This window comes from Jeotgalibacillus soli, assembly GCF_000829435.1.
GTDB classification, from domain to species: Bacteria; Bacillota; Bacilli; order Bacillales; family Jeotgalibacillaceae; genus Jeotgalibacillus; species Jeotgalibacillus soli.
Genome location: NZ_JXRP01000019.1, coordinates 109,329 through 129,995 on the forward strand (window position 1 = coordinate 109,329; position 20,667 = coordinate 129,995).

22 protein-coding genes are annotated in these 20,667 nt (G+C 38.4%); 2 read left to right on the forward strand and 20 right to left on the reverse strand.

The genetic code is table 11. From position 1 onward, the window contains the following. Positions 1–12: 12 nt before the first annotated feature. The 7 genes from rpsA to prsW form a co-directional block, all read right to left on the reverse strand. Positions 13–1,155, reverse strand: a complete 1,143-nt coding sequence (rpsA, locus tag KP78_RS14715; RefSeq protein ID WP_041090122.1) for a 30S ribosomal protein S1 — start codon at positions 1,153–1,155, stop codon at positions 13–15. A gap of 129 nt (positions 1,156–1,284) precedes the next feature. Further along, on the reverse strand, positions 1,285–1,863 hold the full coding sequence (locus KP78_RS14720; RefSeq protein ID WP_041090123.1) for a lysophospholipid acyltransferase family protein: 579 nt from the start codon (positions 1,861–1,863) through the stop codon (positions 1,285–1,287). After that, positions 1,860–2,528 carry a (d)CMP kinase gene (gene cmk / locus KP78_RS14725; protein ID WP_200889237.1) on the reverse strand — a complete coding sequence of 223 codons (669 nt, stop codon included), beginning with the start codon at positions 2,526–2,528 and terminating at the stop codon, positions 1,860–1,862. The genes KP78_RS14720 and cmk overlap by 4 nt, the downstream gene beginning before the upstream one ends. A 183-nt stretch (positions 2,529–2,711) precedes the next feature. Next, positions 2,712–3,359, reverse strand: coding sequence for a flagellar brake protein (locus KP78_RS14730; protein ID WP_041090125.1), 648 nt, complete (start codon positions 3,357–3,359; stop codon positions 2,712–2,714). 84 nt (positions 3,360–3,443) lie between these two features. Next, a complete protein-coding gene (gene ypeB, locus KP78_RS14735) occupies positions 3,444–4,766 on the reverse strand; it encodes a germination protein YpeB (protein ID WP_041090126.1) in 1,323 nt (440 codons plus the stop codon). Positions 4,767–4,785: 19 nt separating this feature from the next. Next, positions 4,786–5,529 carry a spore cortex-lytic enzyme gene (gene sleB / locus KP78_RS14740; RefSeq protein ID WP_052474903.1) on the reverse strand — a complete coding sequence of 248 codons (744 nt, stop codon included), beginning with the start codon at positions 5,527–5,529 and terminating at the stop codon, positions 4,786–4,788. 147 nt (positions 5,530–5,676) lie between these two features. Then, positions 5,677–6,366 carry a glutamic-type intramembrane protease PrsW gene (gene prsW, locus KP78_RS14745; protein ID WP_041090128.1) on the reverse strand — a complete coding sequence of 230 codons (690 nt, stop codon included), beginning with the start codon at positions 6,364–6,366 and terminating at the stop codon, positions 5,677–5,679. 97 nt (positions 6,367–6,463) lie between these two features. On the opposite strand from prsW, the gene KP78_RS14750 reads away from it, so the two are divergent. Beyond that, positions 6,464–7,441, forward strand: coding sequence for an asparaginase (locus KP78_RS14750; protein WP_041090129.1), 978 nt, complete (start codon positions 6,464–6,466; stop codon positions 7,439–7,441). Positions 7,442–7,513: 72 nt separating this feature from the next. On the opposite strand, the gene KP78_RS14755 is transcribed toward KP78_RS14750, so the two are convergent. From KP78_RS14755 to KP78_RS14790, 9 genes are all read right to left on the reverse strand, one after another. Then, positions 7,514–8,479 (reverse strand): YpdA family putative bacillithiol disulfide reductase, encoded by a 966-nt coding sequence (locus tag KP78_RS14755; RefSeq protein ID WP_041090130.1) that lies wholly within the window; start codon positions 8,477–8,479, stop codon positions 7,514–7,516. Positions 8,480–8,700: 221 nt separating this feature from the next. Beyond that, positions 8,701–9,606 (reverse strand): MerR family transcriptional regulator, encoded by a 906-nt coding sequence (locus KP78_RS14760; protein ID WP_041090131.1) that lies wholly within the window; start codon positions 9,604–9,606, stop codon positions 8,701–8,703. 108 nt (positions 9,607–9,714) lie between these two features. After that, positions 9,715–10,488 (reverse strand): metallophosphoesterase, encoded by a 774-nt coding sequence (locus KP78_RS14765; protein ID WP_041090132.1) that lies wholly within the window; start codon positions 10,486–10,488, stop codon positions 9,715–9,717. Between the two features lie 61 nt (positions 10,489–10,549). Next, a complete protein-coding gene (locus KP78_RS21125; protein WP_327063187.1) occupies positions 10,550–10,822 on the reverse strand; it encodes a hypothetical protein in 273 nt (90 codons plus the stop codon). Between the two features lie 33 nt (positions 10,823–10,855). Next, positions 10,856–11,002: a CBS domain-containing protein gene (locus tag KP78_RS21130; RefSeq protein WP_327063188.1), complete on the reverse strand. Its 147-nt coding sequence runs from the start codon at positions 11,000–11,002 to the stop codon at positions 10,856–10,858. A 297-nt stretch (positions 11,003–11,299) separates the two neighbouring features. Further along, positions 11,300–11,965, reverse strand: a complete 666-nt coding sequence (locus tag KP78_RS18750; RefSeq protein ID WP_052474855.1) for a LysM peptidoglycan-binding domain-containing protein — start codon at positions 11,963–11,965, stop codon at positions 11,300–11,302. After that, positions 11,946–12,560: a type II CAAX endopeptidase family protein gene (locus KP78_RS14780; protein ID WP_041090133.1), complete on the reverse strand. Its 615-nt coding sequence runs from the start codon at positions 12,558–12,560 to the stop codon at positions 11,946–11,948. Before KP78_RS14780 ends, KP78_RS18750 begins: the two co-directional genes overlap by 20 nt. Beyond that, complete coding sequence (locus KP78_RS14785) at positions 12,557–14,017, reverse strand: RecQ family ATP-dependent DNA helicase (RefSeq protein WP_041090134.1); 1,461 nt, start codon at positions 14,015–14,017, stop codon at positions 12,557–12,559. The genes KP78_RS14780 and KP78_RS14785 overlap by 4 nt, the downstream gene beginning before the upstream one ends. Beyond that, complete coding sequence (locus tag KP78_RS14790) at positions 13,954–15,078, reverse strand: YpbB family protein (RefSeq protein ID WP_041090135.1); 1,125 nt, start codon at positions 15,076–15,078, stop codon at positions 13,954–13,956. The genes KP78_RS14785 and KP78_RS14790 overlap by 64 nt, the downstream gene beginning before the upstream one ends. Before the next feature lie 237 nt (positions 15,079–15,315). Between KP78_RS14790 and KP78_RS14795 the strand changes: the two genes are divergently transcribed. Then, positions 15,316–15,564, forward strand: a complete 249-nt coding sequence (locus KP78_RS14795) for a ferredoxin (protein WP_041090136.1) — start codon at positions 15,316–15,318, stop codon at positions 15,562–15,564. Between the two features lie 310 nt (positions 15,565–15,874). Here the strand turns inward: KP78_RS14795 and KP78_RS14800 are convergent, their stop codons facing one another. The 4 genes from KP78_RS14800 to KP78_RS14815 form a co-directional block, all read right to left on the reverse strand. After that, entirely contained in the window at positions 15,875–17,143 is a 1,269-nt protein-coding gene (locus KP78_RS14800) for a hypothetical protein (RefSeq protein WP_041090137.1), read from the reverse strand. Further along, the gene (gene sigX / locus KP78_RS14805) at positions 17,118–17,690 is read right to left on the reverse strand and encodes an RNA polymerase sigma factor SigX (protein ID WP_131272632.1); all 573 of its coding nucleotides are present in this window, start codon (positions 17,688–17,690) and stop codon (positions 17,118–17,120) included. The genes KP78_RS14800 and sigX overlap by 26 nt, the downstream gene beginning before the upstream one ends. Positions 17,691–18,130: 440 nt before the next feature. After that, positions 18,131–19,897, reverse strand: coding sequence for an ATP-binding protein (locus KP78_RS14810; protein ID WP_041090139.1), 1,767 nt, complete (start codon positions 19,895–19,897; stop codon positions 18,131–18,133). Then, positions 19,894–20,610, reverse strand: a complete 717-nt coding sequence (locus KP78_RS14815; RefSeq protein WP_041090140.1) for a response regulator transcription factor — start codon at positions 20,608–20,610, stop codon at positions 19,894–19,896. The genes KP78_RS14810 and KP78_RS14815 overlap by 4 nt, the downstream gene beginning before the upstream one ends. Positions 20,611–20,667 lie beyond the last annotated feature (57 nt).

Below are 20,667 nucleotides of genomic sequence, written 5' to 3' on the forward strand. Positions count from 1 at the left end.
TCTAACTCACCTTTATTTCAAGTCTTTTAGTTTATCTCCAATCATCTCACCAAGCTGAAAGCCTTTTGATTCTTCTGGAAGGCTATAGGATTGCTCTCGTTTACCCTCGCTGCGTTGCTCCTCTAGCTCTTTAATCGATAGGGATAGTCTTTGGTCATTTACATTCACGTCAAGCACTTTTACCTTTACTTCTTGGCCTTCTGTTAACACTTCATGAGGTGTGCCAATATGCTTGTGAGAAATTTGCGAGATGTGTACAAGGCCTTCTACACCAGGGAAAACTTCGACAAAGGCTCCATATGATACAAGCCTGCGTACTGTTCCATCTAGGACAGTACCTCTTGGGGCCTTGTCGCCAAGATCCGTCCACGGTCCTGGTAATGTTTCTTTAATGGATAATGAGATTCGCTCATTATCACGATCAACAGATAATACTTTAACCTGCACTTTCTGTCCTTCTTCCACTACGTCTGACGGCTTTTCTACATGCTGATGGGATAGTTGAGAAATATGAACAAGCCCATCGACACCACCAATATCTACAAACGCACCAAAATCTGTAATACGCTGTACTGTTCCATCAAGAACATCATCCGCTTGGATGCTTTCGAGCAGCGCTTTCTTTTGTTCTGCTTTTTCACCCTCCACTACAGCTCTGTGTGAAAGGATCAAACGGTTCTTTTCTTCATCCAGCTCAACTATTTTAAATGTAAGATTTCGTCCTTTATAATCTTCAAAATCCTCAACATAATAATCCTCTACCAAAGAAGCTGGAACGAAGCCCCTAACACCAAGATCGACAACAAGACCGCCTTTAACGACATCCTTCACTTCAGCCTCAAAGACTTCCTCTGCTTCAAAACGGCGTTTCATTTCATCCCAAGCTTTCTCTGCGTCAACTTTTCGCTTCGATAATACTAATAGCTCTTCCTCAACTTTAGTGACGACTAGCTCCAATTCGTCACCTTCTTTAACGACGTCAGATGCTTTTTCAACATGGAGGCTTGACAACTCACTGATTGGAATAATTCCATCTACTTTGCTGTTTTGGACATCAACAAGAACCTGCTTTTCCTCCACCTTGGTTACTGTACCTGTGATACGATCTCCCACATCAAGGGAGTTTAATTCAATTTGATTCATGTCCTCTGTCATATGTACTCCTCCTTAATCCATGACTACTGTGAAATATTTAAATGTGAATATTCTCACACTATCACCTTAAATTCAGAATATATAACTAACTTCTAATAAACAGAACATTTTGTCAAGCGAGAACTTTTATCAATGATTGTCGATAAGGCGTTGAATATGCATCATAATAAGCTCTGTTGTTTCTTCAGCAGATGCTTTTCGTTCACGCAGTTCGTCCATTGGAATCGGTTCACCATAAATTACTTTAACTCGTTTAAATGGTTTATAAGGGCCTATAATGGCACAAGGAACGACTGCAGAATTCGAGCGTAGTGCGAAAAACCCCGCTCCAGCCAATCCTTTCTTTAACTTTCCATCTCTACTTCTAGTACCCTCTGGAAACAATCCCAAAACGTTTCCTTCTTTTAATAAAGCAAGACCTCTTCGCAGCGCTTCACGATCACTCATTCCACGTTTTACGGGAAAAGCTTTAATTTTTGGCATTATATGCTTTAAGATCGGTGCGTCAAACAGCTCTGCTTTGGCCATAAAAGATACATCCCGAGGTGCGGTCATCCCAACCACTGGAGGATCAAGATTGTCAATATGATTTGCACACAGCAGAACGCCTCCTTCTTTAGGAAAATGTTCACGTCCGATCACATCAAAACGGTAGATGGGGGTCAAAATAACCGTCACTACAGCTTTTCCGAAAGTATATAGGTTCATGAGGCACCCCCACGCTCTTTGATCAATGCAATGATTGAATTTACTACAAGCTCAACATTCATTGATGTTGTATCAAGCTCAATGGCATCCTCAGCTTTTTTTAACGGAGAGGCTTCTCTTGAAGAATCAAGATGGTCTCTCTCTTCGATCTCCCGCTGCAATATTTCAAGGTCAGAATGGATTCCTTTTGAAAGATTTTCTTCATATCTTCGTTTCGCTCTTTCTTCTGCACTTGCCAGCATAAAAACTTTCAGCTCGGCATCTGGAATAACATGAGTTCCTATATCACGCCCGTCCATTACTACACCGCCATTTTTCACAAGCAATTGCTGACGTCTCACCATCTCTTTACGAACAGCAGCGTGTGTTGATACAAGTGATACATTATTTGTTACTTCAGTCGAACGAATGTCATTTGTTACTTCTTGTCCATCTAGAAATACACGCTGTCCATTTACACCTGGCTTTAACTCTATATTTGTATTCAACAACAAGGAGGTTAATTCCTCTTCATTTTCCAAGTTTTTATTATTTTTCAGTGCTTTAAGGGTTAGCGTTCGATACATTGCACCAGTATCGATATAAACAAATCCCAGCCGGTCAGCCAGTATTTTTGCCACTGTACTTTTTCCGGCAGCAGCCGGACCATCTAATGCGATACGCATCCTTGATAATTGTTGTTTCACCGTACATTCTCCTTCAATCACATATTCATCATTATTGTATCATAACCTACCGTGGATAAGCTTTTTTCATCTTTATTTCATTCAAATCGCGAATACTAAAAAACATCCTGCGACACATATCGCAAGATGCCAAAAATTTATTTGTTACAAATTATACTTTATCTATAAGATTAACCCTTTTTGCTTCAGTTGTAGCTGCCGTTCAAAAGAAAAGCGGAGCAAAAGCTGCCGCTCAACACCAGTAAGCTCCAAAAACCTTATCGAACCAATATGCACGGAGTTACGTATCCAACTGCGTACGAAGCGTCCAGTTGTTCGAATATAGTTGTTTTCTCCATTTTTCATTGGCAGCACTAATACAACCTCAAGCTCATCCCCTTTATTAAACATCGCAGCTTCTTTCATAACAAATGCGATCCCACCAGCGCTTATATCGTCCGTCACGGTGCGTATTGAAAGTTGTTCTTTTAAAATCGCCACATCGACCGCCGTTTCAACTCTAACAAACTGACGGCGTTGAATCCGAATAAGCTCATCATGACCTGGATAATAGAGAGCAACGGTAGGAATTATTCCGCTCTTTCGCCCTCTTACCTCAGTTTCAAATAGAAGAGCAGCCCGCTCATCCTCTGTAAAGCTTGCTTTCAGCTGCATGCCTTTTAACAGAAAAACAGTACGGTTTGTATTTACATTTATAGGGTAGTCAACAAATATTTTTGAATCAGTTACCTCAATTACTCTACATTTATATTTTTCATCAGTATTAACATGCATAGGCTCTAGCGTTATGACTATTCCCTCTTTAAGCATCGATTGTCACATCCTGTCCATAATCATTCTTCCACTTATTATGGCATGACGAAAGGAGGTTTTCCATCCCGAAATGGGGAAATCCTACAGTTTCTCAATTTTTTCTTCCTGACCACTGTCAGCATTCACATAAATTCGGAAAGTATCATCTCCTAAATTCCCTATAAACTCATAGCAAAGCACTTCATCCTGCAGTTCGTTTCTGATTAGTGCAAGCCTTGTTTCCTGTATCTCAAACTTAGAATGAACCATTTCAATGGCCGCTTCCTCCGATAGTGTTGGAGGACTTGTATGTCGTTTTTCACCATTTTGCAAATAATCCATCCCTAGAAAACCGATAATTTCCCCATTATCGAGGGCTACTTTAAGTTGGATAGAATCTGACATTACATATATTTGATCCGGTTCAAGTACACGTACAAAGGTTAAAAGCGCTACATGATCAACCTGTCTGCTAGTATCTAACACAATGTCTTTATACCCTTTTTCCTTTAAATATTCAGTGGCTTTTTCTCCAGCTTTATAAAGGCTAATGGTCGAATCTTTAACATCGCGGTTTACCATGTAATACAGTGGATACCCGCCTATTTTCGTCACATCCATCGTTGCACGATGACCTTGCTCGTTTTCCCAATAAACAGAATAAAATGGGTAGTTAGCACCTTTTAAGCTTTCACTGACTTCTACACCATTTGCTGGCAAGCTTCCTGTAAATTCTTTTATTTTTTCAATTGCTTCCTGTTCATTTATTTCTTTTCCTTTTAGATGGGATAATTGTTCTCTTCGTTTTTGAGCTGTTTCTTGATCTGACATAACAAAACTAGCTTCTGTGTAGCCTTTAATTGAACTGTCAACAGTTTTTAACCCATCGATCAAGCTATTATCCTTAACTTCATCATTGGTTGCCATCAGCTTTTCTACACCAACCCACTCAAGCTGCTCTTCAAGTACAGTTGACTGAATGTCTCTTAATTCGTTTTGGAGTTCAGCAGACTGCGCATATAATGATTCAAGCTTGCTATATTCTTCGTCGGAAAGAGGAGAAGCCTTTAAATCACGTACCGCTACCCGGTAACTAAATTCACCTATTTTCGTTAAAAAGGATTCCATTTCATTAAACGGAAGCATTCCCAATGGCAGCTGGCCAATATCGGAATGAATATTGGATGTTAGCCTCCATACATCGGTAAGCGTTGGCGTTAAACTCGCACCTGTATTCATGGCAAGCGTTGAGCCAATTTGGTCATGAAGAAGATCCATTTGATAGGTTAATTCATGAAAGGCTCGCTGATACTGATTTTCCACATGGGTTCTAAGCATGTCTTTTTCTGTTTTTTGATAGGCTCCCCATGCTACAGCAGAAAAAAGCCCAAAAAATAGAACAGAAAATAATAGTGTTTTTTTCATTTATTTTTCCTCCTTTTCGTTAAAGACAAAAAATATGAGCACCAATTTTTTTAATTTGTGGTCTTGACCAAATCCATTTACTCGTTGCTGTAACAGGATTAAAATAGTATAGAGCATTCTCTGATGGATCCCACCCGTTGATCGCATCCACTACAGCTCTTTTTGCTGTTTCGTTTGGTGTCAGCCAAATTTGGCCATCTGCTACTGCAGTAAATGCAAGCGGCTCAAATATGACCCCTGATACCGAATTGGGAAAAGCTTCGTCCTCAACACGATTAAGAATGACTGCTGCCACTGCTACCTGTCCCTCATATGGTTCACCTCTTGCCTCACCATGAACAGCATTGGCCATCAAATTGATATCATTTTCAGAATATCCCGCTGGAAGTGCTGATGACTTAGTAGGCTTTGAATCTTCATTTGAAACCTGCTGTTCTTTTGGAACCCCGCCATAATGGGTAAATTTTTTCCCTTTATCAATGTTGGATTTCACGTACTCTTTATCGTAATCTGAAACACTCACGAGTTTATCCTTTGTTGTTCCACCGGCAAGTCCATCCACTTCTAAACCATAATCCTTTTGAAAGTTACGCAGTGCCCAGTATGTTCCCCATCCAAAATCCCCGTCAATTTGGCCTTCATAATATCCGATATATTGAAGCCGTGATTGAAGTTCAATTACATCGTCACCAAATGCTCCTCGCTGGATTACTTGTCCGCTAAATGAAAATGACTGATTTGCTGCAGTCATTGAGATGATCATCAGCAAACTAAACAAAATGATTAATCGTTTCACTCATCATTCCTCCATTCTATAGTTCACATTTATTTCTGTTAGTTTGAGCAGCAATACGGACGGTTATCCAAAAAACAAAAAAGCTAGCTTCTGATTCCCTAGAATAATCTAGAGTCATAAGCTAACTTTTTTATCTTCTTGAAATTGTTTATGATGCAAATCAGTTAAAATATGAGCCTTTTTCACCTTTCGAAGCGCAAGCCACCATAGGAAAAACATAAAGGGGACAATAAAATAAACCCAATTTTTAGTACTAATTAAGATGTAATCATAAAAACCATGCAGACCTACAGGGGCAAGTATTGATATGAACATAATTTTTCTTTTGCTTTCAGCTGGTGAAAATTTTGCCTTCCCGACATAATACCCCATGATGACACCAAATAAAGCATGACTTGATACAGGGAAAATCGCTCTCCCAAATGCTGATTCCAATCCATGGACTGCGAGAAACAATATATTTTCAAAAGAGGCAAACCCTAGAGACACGGATACCCCATAAACAATTCCATCGTACGGTTCATCAAAATCAACAAGATGAAAAATAAAAACATATAAAATAAACCACTTAAAAAATTCTTCTAACAACCCATATGCAAGCATTGATTGAAGGAATGTGGATGAAAAAATATTTTCTTTCTCAAAAACATACTGTATAAACATAATTGGAAACGTTATTGCCATCCCAAAGATAAAAGCACGCAATACCGTTCTAATCGGCTCTGTCTCATATTGGTCACGTAAATAAAAATAGCTGAGCAGCGCAAAACCCGGGGCAATTGCTGCTGAGATAATCGCAAGCATAGAAGTGCCTCTTTTCAATCTGTTTTTATCATCGTATCATGGAAAGTGAATGATGAATATAGAGATAATTGTAAAAAAACTCGCTGGAGGGAAAGAAATGTCAAAAAAACAAATATTATTAATACACACAGGTGGAACGATTTCAATGGCTGAGGATCGCCAAAGCGGTGCCGTTTTGCCGGGGCAAGAGAATCTAATGGTAGAACAATCGACAGAGCTTAGTGATTATGCTAATTTGCTAATTGAGGCGCCATTTACGCTTCCCTCCCCTCATATAACTCCTGATCACATGCTTTCGATTAAACATTTGATCGAAAAATACTACCTTGAATCAGGTATACAAGGCGTTGTCATTACCCACGGTACAGATACACTTGAGGAAACCGCCTATTTTCTTGATCTAACCGTCCGTTTGTCTATTCCCATTGTAGTTACCGGGGCTATGCGATCATCAAATGAAATAGGCTCAGACGGCTTATATAATTTAATTAGTTCAGTGCGTGTAGCAGCTTGTGATGAGGCATATGGCAAAGGTGTGCTTGTTGTCCTAAATGATGAAATCCATACTGCTGTTAATGTCACAAAAACACATGCAAGCAATGTATCAACCTTTCAAAGTCCTCAATATGGACCGATTGGAATTGTCACAAAGGGTGGTGTGATTTTTCACCATACTCCAAAGCTAGATAAAAAATATACGCTAACCGAAATTAATAAAAAGGTGGCCATCCTCAAAGCCTACGCGGGTATGGATTCAACGTTACTTTCAGCGCTTCTGGATCTGGGGTATGACGGCGTCGTATTAGAGGCATTGGGTCAGGGAAATCTTCCGCCTCTGACGGTCGATGGAATTAAAAATTTGATTGACGCTGGAATACCGATTGTTTTAGTTTCCAGATGCTTTAATGGAATTGCCCAGGACGTATACGGCTATGAAGGAGGCGGTCGACACCTTAAGGATATGGGTGTGATTTTTTCTAACGGGCTAAACGGTCAAAAAGCACGTTTGAAGCTAATGATTGGTCTTGCTCAATCAAATAATCGGCAATATATCGCTAATATGTTTGAACAATAAAAAACAAAACCATCTCGCACAAGCTGTGCGAGATGGTTTTGTTAGGAGAGGGTACAACCGACAATCACATCCCTATCGTTGAGCTATAATTGCATTTGCTATTTGATCGCCATGAAATCTGCCGTTTTCGATAAAGATTTCATTTGCATTATTTCCAGCTGCAATAACACCAGCAATATATATACCTTTCACATTTGTTTCCATCGTATGAGGATTAAAAATAGGTCTTCCTGTTTCTTCATCAATCTCTATACCCATATTACGCAGAAATTGATGATCAGGATGGTAGCCTGTCATCGCAAACACAAAATCGTTTGGCATCGATTTTTTTTGACCTTGATGAGTATAATGGATTCGATCTACTTCAATTTTCGTTACGCACGATTCAAAAACCATGCTGATTTTTTCATTTCTTACGAGCGCCTCGAATTCTGGTAATATCCATGGTTTTATACTATCTGAGTATTCATTTCCTCTATAAAAAACCGTCACTCTCGCACCTGCTTTTTCTAGTTCAAGCGCAGCATCAACGGCCGAGTTCTTTCCTCCTATTACCGCCACATCAGTATCAAAATAAGGGTGCGCTTCTTTAAAGTAGTGAAGAACTTTGTCAAGGTTTTCACCTGGTATTCCCATATAATTTGGATGGTCATAATATCCGGTTGCAATCACAACTTTTTCAGCTAAATAATCTTTTTTCGAAGTGTTAACGATAAACCCACCCGAGGAATGTTCAGCAATACGATTGACAGTTTCAAAACGATTAATCCGAAGCTCCATTCGCTTTACTACTTCTCGGTAGTAAACCAAGGCCTGGTTTCTTTTAGGTTTGTGCTGCTCAATGATAAAAGGAATCTCCCCAATTTCCAATTTTTCACTTGAACTGAAAAATGTTTGATGGGTTGGATAATGAAAGATCGTATTTACGACATTTCCTTTTTCTATAACTAATGGATTTGAGTAATTAGTTTTTAGTGCAATTGCTGCTGAAAGCCCACATGGACCCCCACCAACGATTATTACTTTTTCTTTTTGCATTGCATGATCACTCCTGCTCTCTGCAACTCAGCTTTATTAAGACAAAAATCCCCTATTTTATGTATGATAGGGGATTTTTATCATCTTTTCAATTATGTTGTCTGCCAATTTTTACTTCAAGTCTAGGTTTTATGAACCCACTTAATCTTTTCTTTATTTTACCATTATAAAACACAAACACCTGGAGAAAAATACATTCATTTCTTTTCCACTTAGAAAAACTAAAGCTTGTTGACAAGCCATTTTTCCCATTCATTCTTCGTTTGACCAACGATGTGGTCTTCGTATGTTACTTTTAGTTTTTGCGGAAGAGAATCTACTGCAAATCCTCCAAAACCAATAGCTAATTCTGGCTTATCATTCTTCAGTCGATCAATAAGTGTCAATGTTCTTTCAATATTTTCTCTCATTGTACAAGAGAGAAATAAAAACTTAGCATCCACTGTATCGATCACGATCTCCAAATCTTCTTCAAGAATACTTGAACCAAGATAAATGACTTCGAATCCTTTTCTTCTGACAAAAAATGTAAATATCAAAAGTCCAAGCTCATGCCATTCTCCCGGGGCACACACAGCAACCACTTTTGGTAAAATCCCATTATGGGGAAAAGAATGCATCATAATTCCGATTCTTGATCGTAAAATTGATGTTGCAAAATGCTCATGAGCAGTTGTGATCATTCCTTTTTCCCATAAATCACCGATTCTTACCAGGAGCGTTCCAAGAATTTCAACGAGAACTTTATCAATGGTATAGAAGGAAAAAGCTTGATTAATCAAATCATGCGCTTTATTTTCATCAAATTTTAGCAAGGCTTCAAGTAATTCGTCTTGAATGGCTGCAGCCCGATCCATTGTTTCTTCTACAATATCATGCGGTTGTTCCATTTCTTTCCTATCAAGCAATGACACAGCCTGACTAATGGTAAATCCTTGATTGACTTTATCAACGAGCCACTTAAGAATTCGGACATGTTCATCCGTATATAAGCGATGACCAGAATCATTGCGTACAGGTACAATCATATTGTACCTTCTCTCCCAAGCACGCATCGTTCCTGGCTGAATACCGAGCATATTGGAGACGGCTTTTATATTATATTTACCTTCATCGATCTTAGCCATCTTACGTCTCCCAACTCCTCATTTAGAACTTCTCTCAAATTATAGTCTGAAGAGCTGGTTGTGTAAACTTTGTATAGGCTAAAATATAAAAAAACAATCTTTGTACAACTATAACAAAGATCGATTTTTCACCGTAATATGATGCACTTCAGACTTTGCTCCTAGCCTAAATGGCAGAAGCGTTGTTCCGTATCCATTACTGATTAATTGATATGTATTGTCCTTGACCAATAATCTGCCCTTTTCATATGGACCAAATCCGAAAACTCTGATTTGGCCTCCATGAGTATGCCCGCTAAGGACTAAATCAATCTGATTCCCGCCTGATGTTATACTATCAAGGATTCTTGGGTCATGACTCAAAAGGATGACAGGTAGATCATCCGTAATCTCTTTGTAAACAGCTGATAAATCATCCTTTTCATAGTTTATATCTCCTACCCCTGCAATCCATATTGCAGTAGATTCATCCAGATGCCATTTAACAGCTCGATTTTGCAGCGTTACAACATGGTTGCGATCTAACAGGGACTGCAGCATAAGCTTATCGACTTCTTCATCGTTATTCCCATAAACAAAAAATACAGGACCAAGCTTTCGCAAACACTTGATATTATGCTCAACCTGAGAAAATGAAACATCTTTTTCCATCAAATCTCCGCCGATCATCACTGCATCAACAGATAATTGTAAAGATTGTAACCATTCCTCAGAAAGCTTTCTTCTGTGAATATCAGATAGATAAAAAATAGAAAGTTCCTTTGATGATGTATAGCGGTCTAACTCGATCACAGTTATTTTTAAGTTTTTAGCATACGCTTCTTTCACCATATATAAACAAACTGACAAAACCATTAAGAATAGGCTGATTATGTTTTTCATCTTAACCTCCAATAAAAGTTCCGATTTACATTTTCTCAGTAAAAAAACATTCCCCCTACTATTAGGAGCAGGGGAAATGATGTTGATTGCGATGTTTATCTTCTTTGATATCTAAAATACGAAAACCGGATTTATTTAGCTTTTGGAGAAAACGATCCACATTATCTTTTTTCTCTATTTTCAAGACAATTCTCCTAACTAATTTATCTGTCTCATCAAAGGTGACAAGAGAAATAACGGATTCATGAAACTGATGTATGTTATCAGCCAATTGTGAAATTATTCCTTCGGTTTCGACTGAGGTTAACGCAATTCTAACACCTTTTTTATGCATTCCAAATGCACTTTGGAATTGATTCAATACATCCTATCGAGTCACAATTCCTTTAAATAGACGATTTTTATCAATTACGGACAATAATGGGAAATCCTGCAGCTCATACAATGTCTTTTCAAATATTTCATCACCATTCAAATAAATATTCTGGTGTGTCACTATATAGGCAGCCGTCATTTTTTTATAAAAGTTTTCTTTTGACTCATTTGATTCAAAGAAGGCTTTATAGAGGTGGTAGCGTGTCGCTACACCAACATAATGGCCACCTTCTAAAACGGGTAATCCTTATACTTGATGTTCTTCAAAAATGGACAGAACTTCCTTAACAGATCATGCGCTTGCACTGTATAACATTTACCCTTTGGAACGATAGCACCCTTGACAAACATCTGCTTCACCTCAAATTTACATTGATAATAGGAACTTCGACATAAGGTCAGAAAACTCCTTTTTCACATAAAAATATCGAGGTGTTTACTGAGAAGGGATTTTTAAAATTTGTCCAGCTTGAATATCGTTACTCGGAAGGCCATTTAACTCTCTAATTTCATTTACTCTGTTACTGGAACCCAAGTAGTTCATTGTAATTCTAAACAAAGTCTCGTTAGGCTGAACGGTATGAGTAACAAAAGCTTCTTCTTCCGCTGTTACCTCTTCCAACTCTTCAACAACCGGTTCTTCTTCTGGCTTTTCTTCTGATTCTTCTGCCTGTTCTTCTGCAGGAGGGGCAACGGCCTGTTCGCTTGGCTGAGGGATGGTATCTTCTACTTCCTCATCTGCGGGTTCTGTATTTTGTTCTTGATCTCCTGCTGCTTGATTCGATTGATTTTCACGCTGATTTTGTTCTAATTGATATGAGTCACTTTGATCAATAATTGTATTTGTTTCACCGCTCGAAGAGTTAAAGAAAAACAGATACAATAGGAAAACCGTGAGCGGCAATAAAAAAAACGATGCCAGTAGAACTCTAATTAGAGGAAATGGTTTTTTTTGTGACGCTTTTTCTGTGCGTTTTTGACTATGCAGCTCTAATCTCGAAAGCGCCTCATTCTCAACTTCGACTTTTTCTTGTTTCTTTTCTATTGGATCAATTTTTTGGCGTGACTTATTTGCCTGATCCCTATATGGGTCTTGTTTCATGTGACTCCCCTTCTTTTCTATTTTTATGTAGTGATTGTTTCATAATAACAAGGCCAAGTAGAAAATCCACAATAAAATGGAGGATAATCGTAGCCCAAAGGCTTTGTGTCCAAGCAAACACTGCCCCAATAATAAAGCTAAGTATAATAATATTTACTGCTAGATACCAATGGTTGAAATAACGAATATGTATCACCGCAAAAATGATACTTGCACATAAAATACCGAAATTAGCTTGTATAACCCCTCTAAACAGCAATTCTTCACATACAGCTATGCATGCCGCCAGTTTTGCGATTTTCCCAGGACTCAATGAAGAGAATATTTTTTCGTTAATCCCACCATCATCATAATAGTGCTGTGGCAGATGTTTCATTAAGAATAGGTCAGCTAAAACGATCCCTATTCCAGCACTCACTCCTGTAATAATAATCATTGGATTTATTTTTAGAAGGATTAAAAATTCTTTCACATGATCAAACGTAAATACCGCTGCAATGATGCCAATTACGAATAGTAAAACTTGTGTGAAAAAAAGTTGTCTGTAAAGTTCCTCTCCTGTCATTTGCGCAATCAGCTGTTGTTGTTTCTTCATTCAAGATCAGCCCGTAATAATTGAGTTAAACGGTCCTGCCAATTTGGCCAAAACGCCTTTGTATATTTCTCGGTGATAACGTCATAAAATAATTCAACCGAAAGTCCACACTGATCACAGCATTTTTCAGATGCTGATGCAATTGTCTGATCAAATGCTTGTGATAATAATATTCTGCGGCATGATGGAGCGTTCACATAGCTTTTCATCACATTCAGTTTACTAAGCTTTTCTTGTAATCGGTCAGTTAATTGTGTGTTAACCACGGAAGGCCAGTCAAGCGAACCTTTTACATGCATTTCATAATAGCGGAGAACTCTTAATTGTATCTCTGAAAGCCCGATTAATTCAGCTAGTTCGTTTTCTCCCAGATTTTTTTTTCTCACTTCCATATAACTTTTAATTTGTTGAAATGCAGGTCGCTCCTGCTCTAATAAAATCGCTGCAATCTCTTCGTCTCCCTTTGAATAAAAAAGCAATGCCAAACTGTCCTTGCCATCACGGCCTGCTCTTCCAATTTCCTGTGCATATGCCTCCATACTCGATGGCATATGAAAATGAATCACAGTTCGCACATTTTCTTTATTAATTCCCATTCCAAAGGCGCTTGTTGCGAAAACCCAGTCTAATTGACCGTTAATAAACTGGTGCTGAATTAATATTCGCTGATCCTGATCCATCCCCCCATGGTAGCTGGCAATTCGCTTTGTTGTTTTAGAATTTAGATCATTCGCTAGTTCATCAGCAATTCTTTTACTCGAAAAATACACGATTCCAGGTGAACGAACTGCCTTTATGAGAGCTGTCAATTCCTTTACTTTATCGGAAAAAGTAGTGAACTTTTTTACAAACAGTGCAATGTTAGGTCGATCAACTGGAAAAACCCATTCATCAGCTTGATCAATTTGAAGGCATTTGCGAATATCTTTACGTATTTTCTCCGTGGCAGTTGCTGTTAGGGCTAGAGTTATCGGATTATGCAGAGCTTCTTTTATAGAACCAAGCTGAAGGTAATCAGGTCTAAAATCGGGACCCCATTGCGAAATACAATGGGCCTCATCCACTACAAAAAGCTTTAGGGATAGTGACTGCAGTGCTCGTATAACCTCTTCCTGACCCAGCATTTCAGGTGATATAAAGATAAACCGATATTGTTTAATTTGCTCAAGTGCCCTTTTCCTATCTTTATAGGGTAAAAAAGAATTAAAAGCTATCGCTCTTTTTTCACCACGAACTGTTAGTTGCTCCACTTGATCCTGCATAAGAGAAAGAAGCGGAGATACAATTAGTACAGGCCCATTAAGCATATAGGCAGGAAGCTGATAGCATAAGGACTTCCCTGTCCCAGTAGGAAGCATAGCAATAGTATCTCTTCCTTGCAAAATACTGTTAATCACTTCTTTTTGCCCTTCTCTGAATGAGCTGTATCCGAATATTTTTTTAAGTAGCTCTTCCACTTATTATTCTCCCTTCGATCCTTAACCAATACAAGACGAATTTGAAAAAAGCTTACGCCTGGCAGCTGCTCTTTCATTTCCCGCAGTCTACTATGATTAGCACGGGACACAACAGACCTGATCTCCTTTTGCAGAGGAGGATTCACATAAGAATCAATTGGGAAATCAGGGACCATTAAAGCCAGTTCAATAATATGATCTTCAATCGTGCTTTCTTTTAATCGACGAAGGAGGGCAATCTCATTTATCAGTTTGTTCTTTTTTACTAGATGATATGTTTTCTCTGTTGAGGAGGTTAAAACTAGTGATTTTTCAATACCATCCTGCAAAATATATCTTAACAGCCTGCATTTTTGAGGGTTATTATTTATGATTCCGATACTGTAATGAACGATATTTAAAAATCGAAAATGAGCTTCGTCTTCATTGACATTAAAATGCATAGCAAGCTGCTGAAGCGTTTCTCCAACCAACTTATATCCTGATAATTGGTGAATAAGCCAGTCTTGTTTGTCAGGAAATGTTTCTTGATGGCATATAAACGAAAGCTCCTTATGTAAGTTTTCTGTCCAATGTTTACGGTTATTTTTCCAGCTATTAAAGGTCTTTCGAACCCACCCTTGAATGTTCGGATCCCGCTGGACTGGATAAAACCGTTGTTCATCATGATTGAAATTTGATAATGATTGCACAAGCAGCGTTAACCGTCTCCAAAATAAGGTGGCTTGATCATGATACGCCCAACCTTTGAGATTTGACGGGAAAATATGATTTAAAAAAAAATCATCCACCTGAATTTTTGCCGTTTCAGTTATATCATAACGATCTTTTCCTTTTTCAAGCAAATATCCTTTTTCTCTCAGGCTGCTAACATTATGATCAAATCTCTCCCTTGATAGAGATGGAAATACTTGAAAAAACTCAGTAACTTCATATAGATGGGCATCCTGAATGGTTTGAGACGTCTTCTTACCAGTAAGTAAATGAAATACCGCTGAATGGCTCCGATCTCCTTTAAACGCTCGAAAGCACGTAAGTAAAATGGCTTCTAAGTATGTCATCAATAAACCCCTTTACCTAATCGATCTCACTCTATTTTATCATGAATTTGTCGATCTTTGCCGGTTTTCTTTCCTATCCAGAAGGGTAAATATAAAGGCAAGTAAACATAAAGGATAAGTGGGAAAAACTTTTTTTGTTGAAAATGTTAACGAAGCACTTTAGAATAGTAAGTGATACATTTCACGATGATATAATGACAACGTTTCAAATGATTTATTGACCAGGAGGGGTAACAATTGGCAAAATACACGATTGTTGATAAGGATACATGCATAGCATGTGGTGCTTGCGGAGCAGCTGCTCCAGATATTTACGATTACGATGATGAAGGTATTGCATTTGTCATACTTGACGACAACGAAGGAACTGTTGAAGTACCAGACGTTCTTTTTGACGATATGCTTGATGCATTCGAAGGCTGCCCGACTGATTCAATCAAGGTTGCTGACGAACCGTTTGATGGAGATGCATTAAAATTTGAATAATACTTCACTAGATGCCGAGCAAAGGATTTAATAAATCCATGCTCGGTTTTTCTATTTTAAAAGCTTCATCTTTTAGTCGCTGTTTGTAAAAGCCAGTCATACTTACACGAATTTTTCTAGCGGAGATAGATGTTGATCGATCCTATTATAACAATGGAATTGACGAGTGCAGAAATCAACCACTTCTTTAACACGTCTACCATCACCCTTTAATTCTCTGATGCATTCCCACTAAAATAACAAGTAAAAATGCCGGCGAGTAAATTTCATCTCGCAGGCATTTTGGCTTTACTGGCTATTTGGTCAGCCCTTATTCAATGATTCCTTTATTTATCCCAATAGGAACTGCTATCGGATGAGTGAAAAGGAAGCCATCTAATGAATCAAGCCCGACATTTTCAAATTTCACCTCTTTATATCCAAAGGATTTTGCTGTTAATAAAAGAACTTCTATTAACGGAAGAAGATCTTTTTCTCCCATAGATTCCGGGATGAGTTCTTGATCAAATGAGATGTTTAGTAAATCTCCTGATTCTTCAAATGACGCTGTCACATCTTTTGGAATTACAGCCGAATAGCGGTCATTTGGAGATTCACGCATTGCTTCAAAGGCAGCATCAAACGTTAAAAAGGATTGATGAGAGGGTACATAATGGTACTTCCCACTTTCCATCTTCATAATATAATATCCTTTGCTCTCCAGCGATAACTCGATTGGCTTCATTTCTTCGAACGAACCGATTTCGGCCGGTAAACCATCTCGATTGATCACGTTAATTTTTTCATATCCACTATTCATAAACGATTCTTTGAGTACCTCTTGAAAAATTAATTCTGCAGAGGAAGATTGACCATACAGCTCTTCATTTTCAACTGTAAAAAAAATGGTCTCTCCCCTAGCACTAAAATTCCCGGTCATTGGATGATACGATACTAATCCCATTCCTTCTTCATCGATCCTGTCAGCCCACTCATTATATAGCGTAGCAGCATCTTGACCTTCATCCCTTACAGGCAGCTTAAAAGTAAATGAAATAACAATTCCATCTTTTGTAACTAAGCCAACGGTTAAATTAGCCATACCATTCAGCTCATTTGCATAAAGCGCTTTTCCTATCGGTACTTCAGGTTGCTGCATCATGGAATATGTGGAGTCATCATTATTTTCAATTGATCTTTCCATTTGAATGCTTGCTTCATCTGTGCTCTGAGTGGATTTTTCGGATAGGTTCTCAGAGAAGCTATCTGCAATCTCATAATCTGCTGCGTTTTTATCTTGATTATTTGAACGGTCTTCACCGGTAAAATTACTATACTGCTCAGATCCTGACTCTTTGCTTACATCTGATAATTGAACATTCTCATTAAGATTGAAGAAAGAGGGAATTACGAGAAATAAGAACAGCAGTGTGGCTAAACCTGCCAAAACAGATGCCCATATGCGCTGATTGGACCTGGTTCTATCTGAACGCTTTCGAATCGAATTATATACATCTTCTGCTCTCGTTTCACTTTTAATCGAAGGCAGCTTTCTTAATAGGTTCTCTATTTCTTCATCGCTCCAAATTGATTTTTTCACCCTTTTCTCCCTCCTTCCTTTCAACTTCAGACATTTTATCTCGCAGTACTTTTATAGCCCTGTGCTGTGTTGTTTTTACTTTTCCTTCTGTCCACCCAAGTACTTCCGCTGTCTCGGCTATACTTAGCTCTTGTATATAACGCATTATTACAACTAATCGTTGATCGGTTGTACAGCTGTCCATACATTCATAAAGCCTTCTAATTTCTTCTTTTTGCTCAACAATTTCCTGAAGAGGTGGGCTTGGAGCAGAAATTTCACTTTTCGACCAGTCAAAATGTTCTAGAATGCGCTTTTTTAAAGTAGATTGTTTTCTAAAATGATCGATCGCAACATTTTTTGCAATCGAAAAAAGCCAAGTTTTCTCTGAGCTTTTCCCTTGAAAGCTTTTATATGACTTCAATACTCGAATAAATACCTCTTGCATAAGATCCTCTGCCGTATCACGATCTCTCACTAAATAGATCAAAAACTGAAAAATGTCCTGCTGATAGTCCTTATATAATCGTTGAAACACGGAGTTCATCACTCTTTCCTCCCCGTTCACTCTATTTGTCGTATTATTCTTTAAAAAGTTTCACATACATCCAACTATATCTCTTCTCTAAATAAAATGGAAGATACTTCAGATTTTCTATTTGTCGATTAACGTTTTTTAAATAAATCTTAGTCAATGGTTTTAGAAATAAGAGTATTTATATAATGATAAGGCTATGTTAAAGATCATTATTGATTTTTGCACGATGTTGATTGGAGCGTAAGGCGTAAGACGCTTGCTTAGATAAGCGATTCAAAGGGAAAGCCCACCGAGGAGCGACGGACCGCCCGCGGAAAGCGAATGCCTGCGTGCTGCAATCAACAGGCAGGTTTAGCAGAACTAATCATAAAAAACCAACTCTGTATAGAGTTGGTTTTCTTATGATAACATCATTTGAATTTATCATGATTTTTTAGCTTTATTTAAAGAGTTTATTAATATAAATTATCCTATGGTAAATAAAAGCGGAAAGTAGTTCCTTTGTTGAGTTCACTTCCTGCCTTGATCGAACCATGATGAGCTTCAACCAGGTTTTTTACTATCGCGAGACCAAGACCTGTACCTGCTCTACCTCTTGTTCTTGCTTTATCGGCTTTATAAAATCTTTCAAAAATAAAGGGCAAATCTTCTTCTGGAATACCAATGCCTGAATCAATAACCTCCAAACATAAGCCTTCAGCAGTTTCAGATATGACCACCTCTACCTTATCTCCATCGTACGTGTGGCGGAGTGCGTTGTCGACTAAATTCGTGATCACCTGTTCAATTCGGTCCGGATCGAATTTCCATTCCATCTCGCGGGGAATATGCGACACAACTGCCAACTCAACATTTTTCTCCCTCGCAACGCCTTGGAATTTATGCACAATTCTTTCTATGAATGAATACACGGGTGTATCATCCATTTGGAGTGTGATGTGGCCAGCTTCCATACGGGCAAGATCTAATAGCTCGTTCACAAGTCGTCCCATTCGAAGAGATTCATCATAGATAATTCGCGCAATTTCCCTTTTTTCCTCTTCACTCTGGGCGATGTCATCAACAATCGCCTCGCTATAGCCTTGCAGCATTGAGATGGGTGTCCTGAGTTCATGTGATACATTGGCGATAAAATCCTTACGCAGCTTGTCAAGACGGCGTTCTTCTGTCATATCCCGTATGACAGCCACCGCCCCGCGCACCGCTTTATCGCTCGACAAGGGACTAATAATGGTCACAAATGTCCTACCTTGAACAATAATTTCACCACTCTGCTCCTCTTCTGTTTCCATTACTAAGTTCAATAATTCTTTAAAAGTTGTCGGAATAGCTTCTTTTGGTGACTTGTCCTGGTCAAGATACCAATACTGGAGAAATCGTTCGGCAGGGGGATTGGTAATTAATATGGTCTGATCACGATTAAATGTGATAACACCATCTGCCATAGAGCTTAAAATACTAGAAAGCTGTTCTTTTTCCTGACTTAATGCATCTAGATGATGCTTGAGCTGTCTTCCCATTTGATTAAATGCTGTTGCAAGCTCTCCAATCTCATCTTGTGTTAAAATTGGAACTTTTGTATCAAATTTTCCTCTTGCTACTTCAAATGCTCCCTCTCTCATTTTTCTAAGTGGAGCCGTAATTCTTGTAGATAAGAAAAATGCGAAAATTGTGGTTAAGATAATCGCAATTCCAGCAGCAAGAACGATAATTCTTGTTGTTTGTTCTGTTGTCTTTTGAATTGCCTCAAGGGATTGGTAAATAAACACCGCTCCCTGTTCCTCTGAAGATGGTTCGATCGGGACACCAATAACTTTCACATTATCATAACGATTAGACGTCATATCATTTTCAAGAGACAGTTCTTTTTTCACAACATTATTTTCCCTCAAAACAGATGTAAACATTGGATCATTTAAGATGCGATTATAGAGGCTCTGATTGGATGGCAATGATGAACCGGAAAAATACGTACCTTCTTCGCCAAATACGATGATTGCATAAACTGGTTCGTCAACTATCTCTTTCACAATTTGCAAGCTTAAATCTCTATCTGGGTAGCTTTCAATAATTCTTGCGATTTTTTCAGCTTCATAGGTCAGCGATTCTTCTACTTCTTCGACATGATAGTTTTGGAAAAATTCCAATAATAGTATGGTTAAAATAAATAGCACAAAGGAGACAAGCAGCAGAATAGTGATCCACAGCTTGCCTACAACACTACGCCATATCCTCATTCATCTAATACCTCGAATTTGTAACCAACTCCCCAAACCGTTACAATCATTTTACCAGCTTGTTCAGAAACACGATTCAACTTTTCACGGAGTCGTTTAACATGTGTATCTACCGTTCTTAAATCACCAAAAAATTCGTAATGCCAAACTTCTTTTAGTAATTGTTCGCGGTCGTATACTTTATCCGGACTTTTTGCCAAAAAAAGCAGCAGCTCGTATTCTTTAGGCGTTAATGTTACCTCATGACCATCGGCAGTTACTCTGTGCGCGTCATTGTCAATTACTAAGTGAGGGTATACGATCATATCCTTTGCTTTTGTATCTGTTTGTATATAATTTGTTTTAGATGATCGTCTTAATAGCGCTTTCACCCGCAGCACAACCTCGCGTGGACTGAATGGTTTGACTATATAATCATCCGTTCCTACTTCAAATCCTTGTACCCTATTGGATTCTTCACCTTTCGCCGTTAACATTATGACAGGTGTCGCTTTAACTTCACGTAGTTCTTTACACACTTCAATCCCATCTTTACCCGGCATCATTAAATCGAGCAAAATACAATCAAAATCCTCTTCGATTGCCATTTCGAGTGCTTGATCACCATCTTCTGCTTCTTTTACGGAATAACCTTCTCGTTCTAAGTACATTCTTAACAGTCGGCGAATTCTTTCTTCATCATCCACTACCAATATATATTCTGTTTCATTCATTTTTGCGTTTCCTCCTTAGACGTTTAAGCATGGTATGATCACAAAATTATGATTATT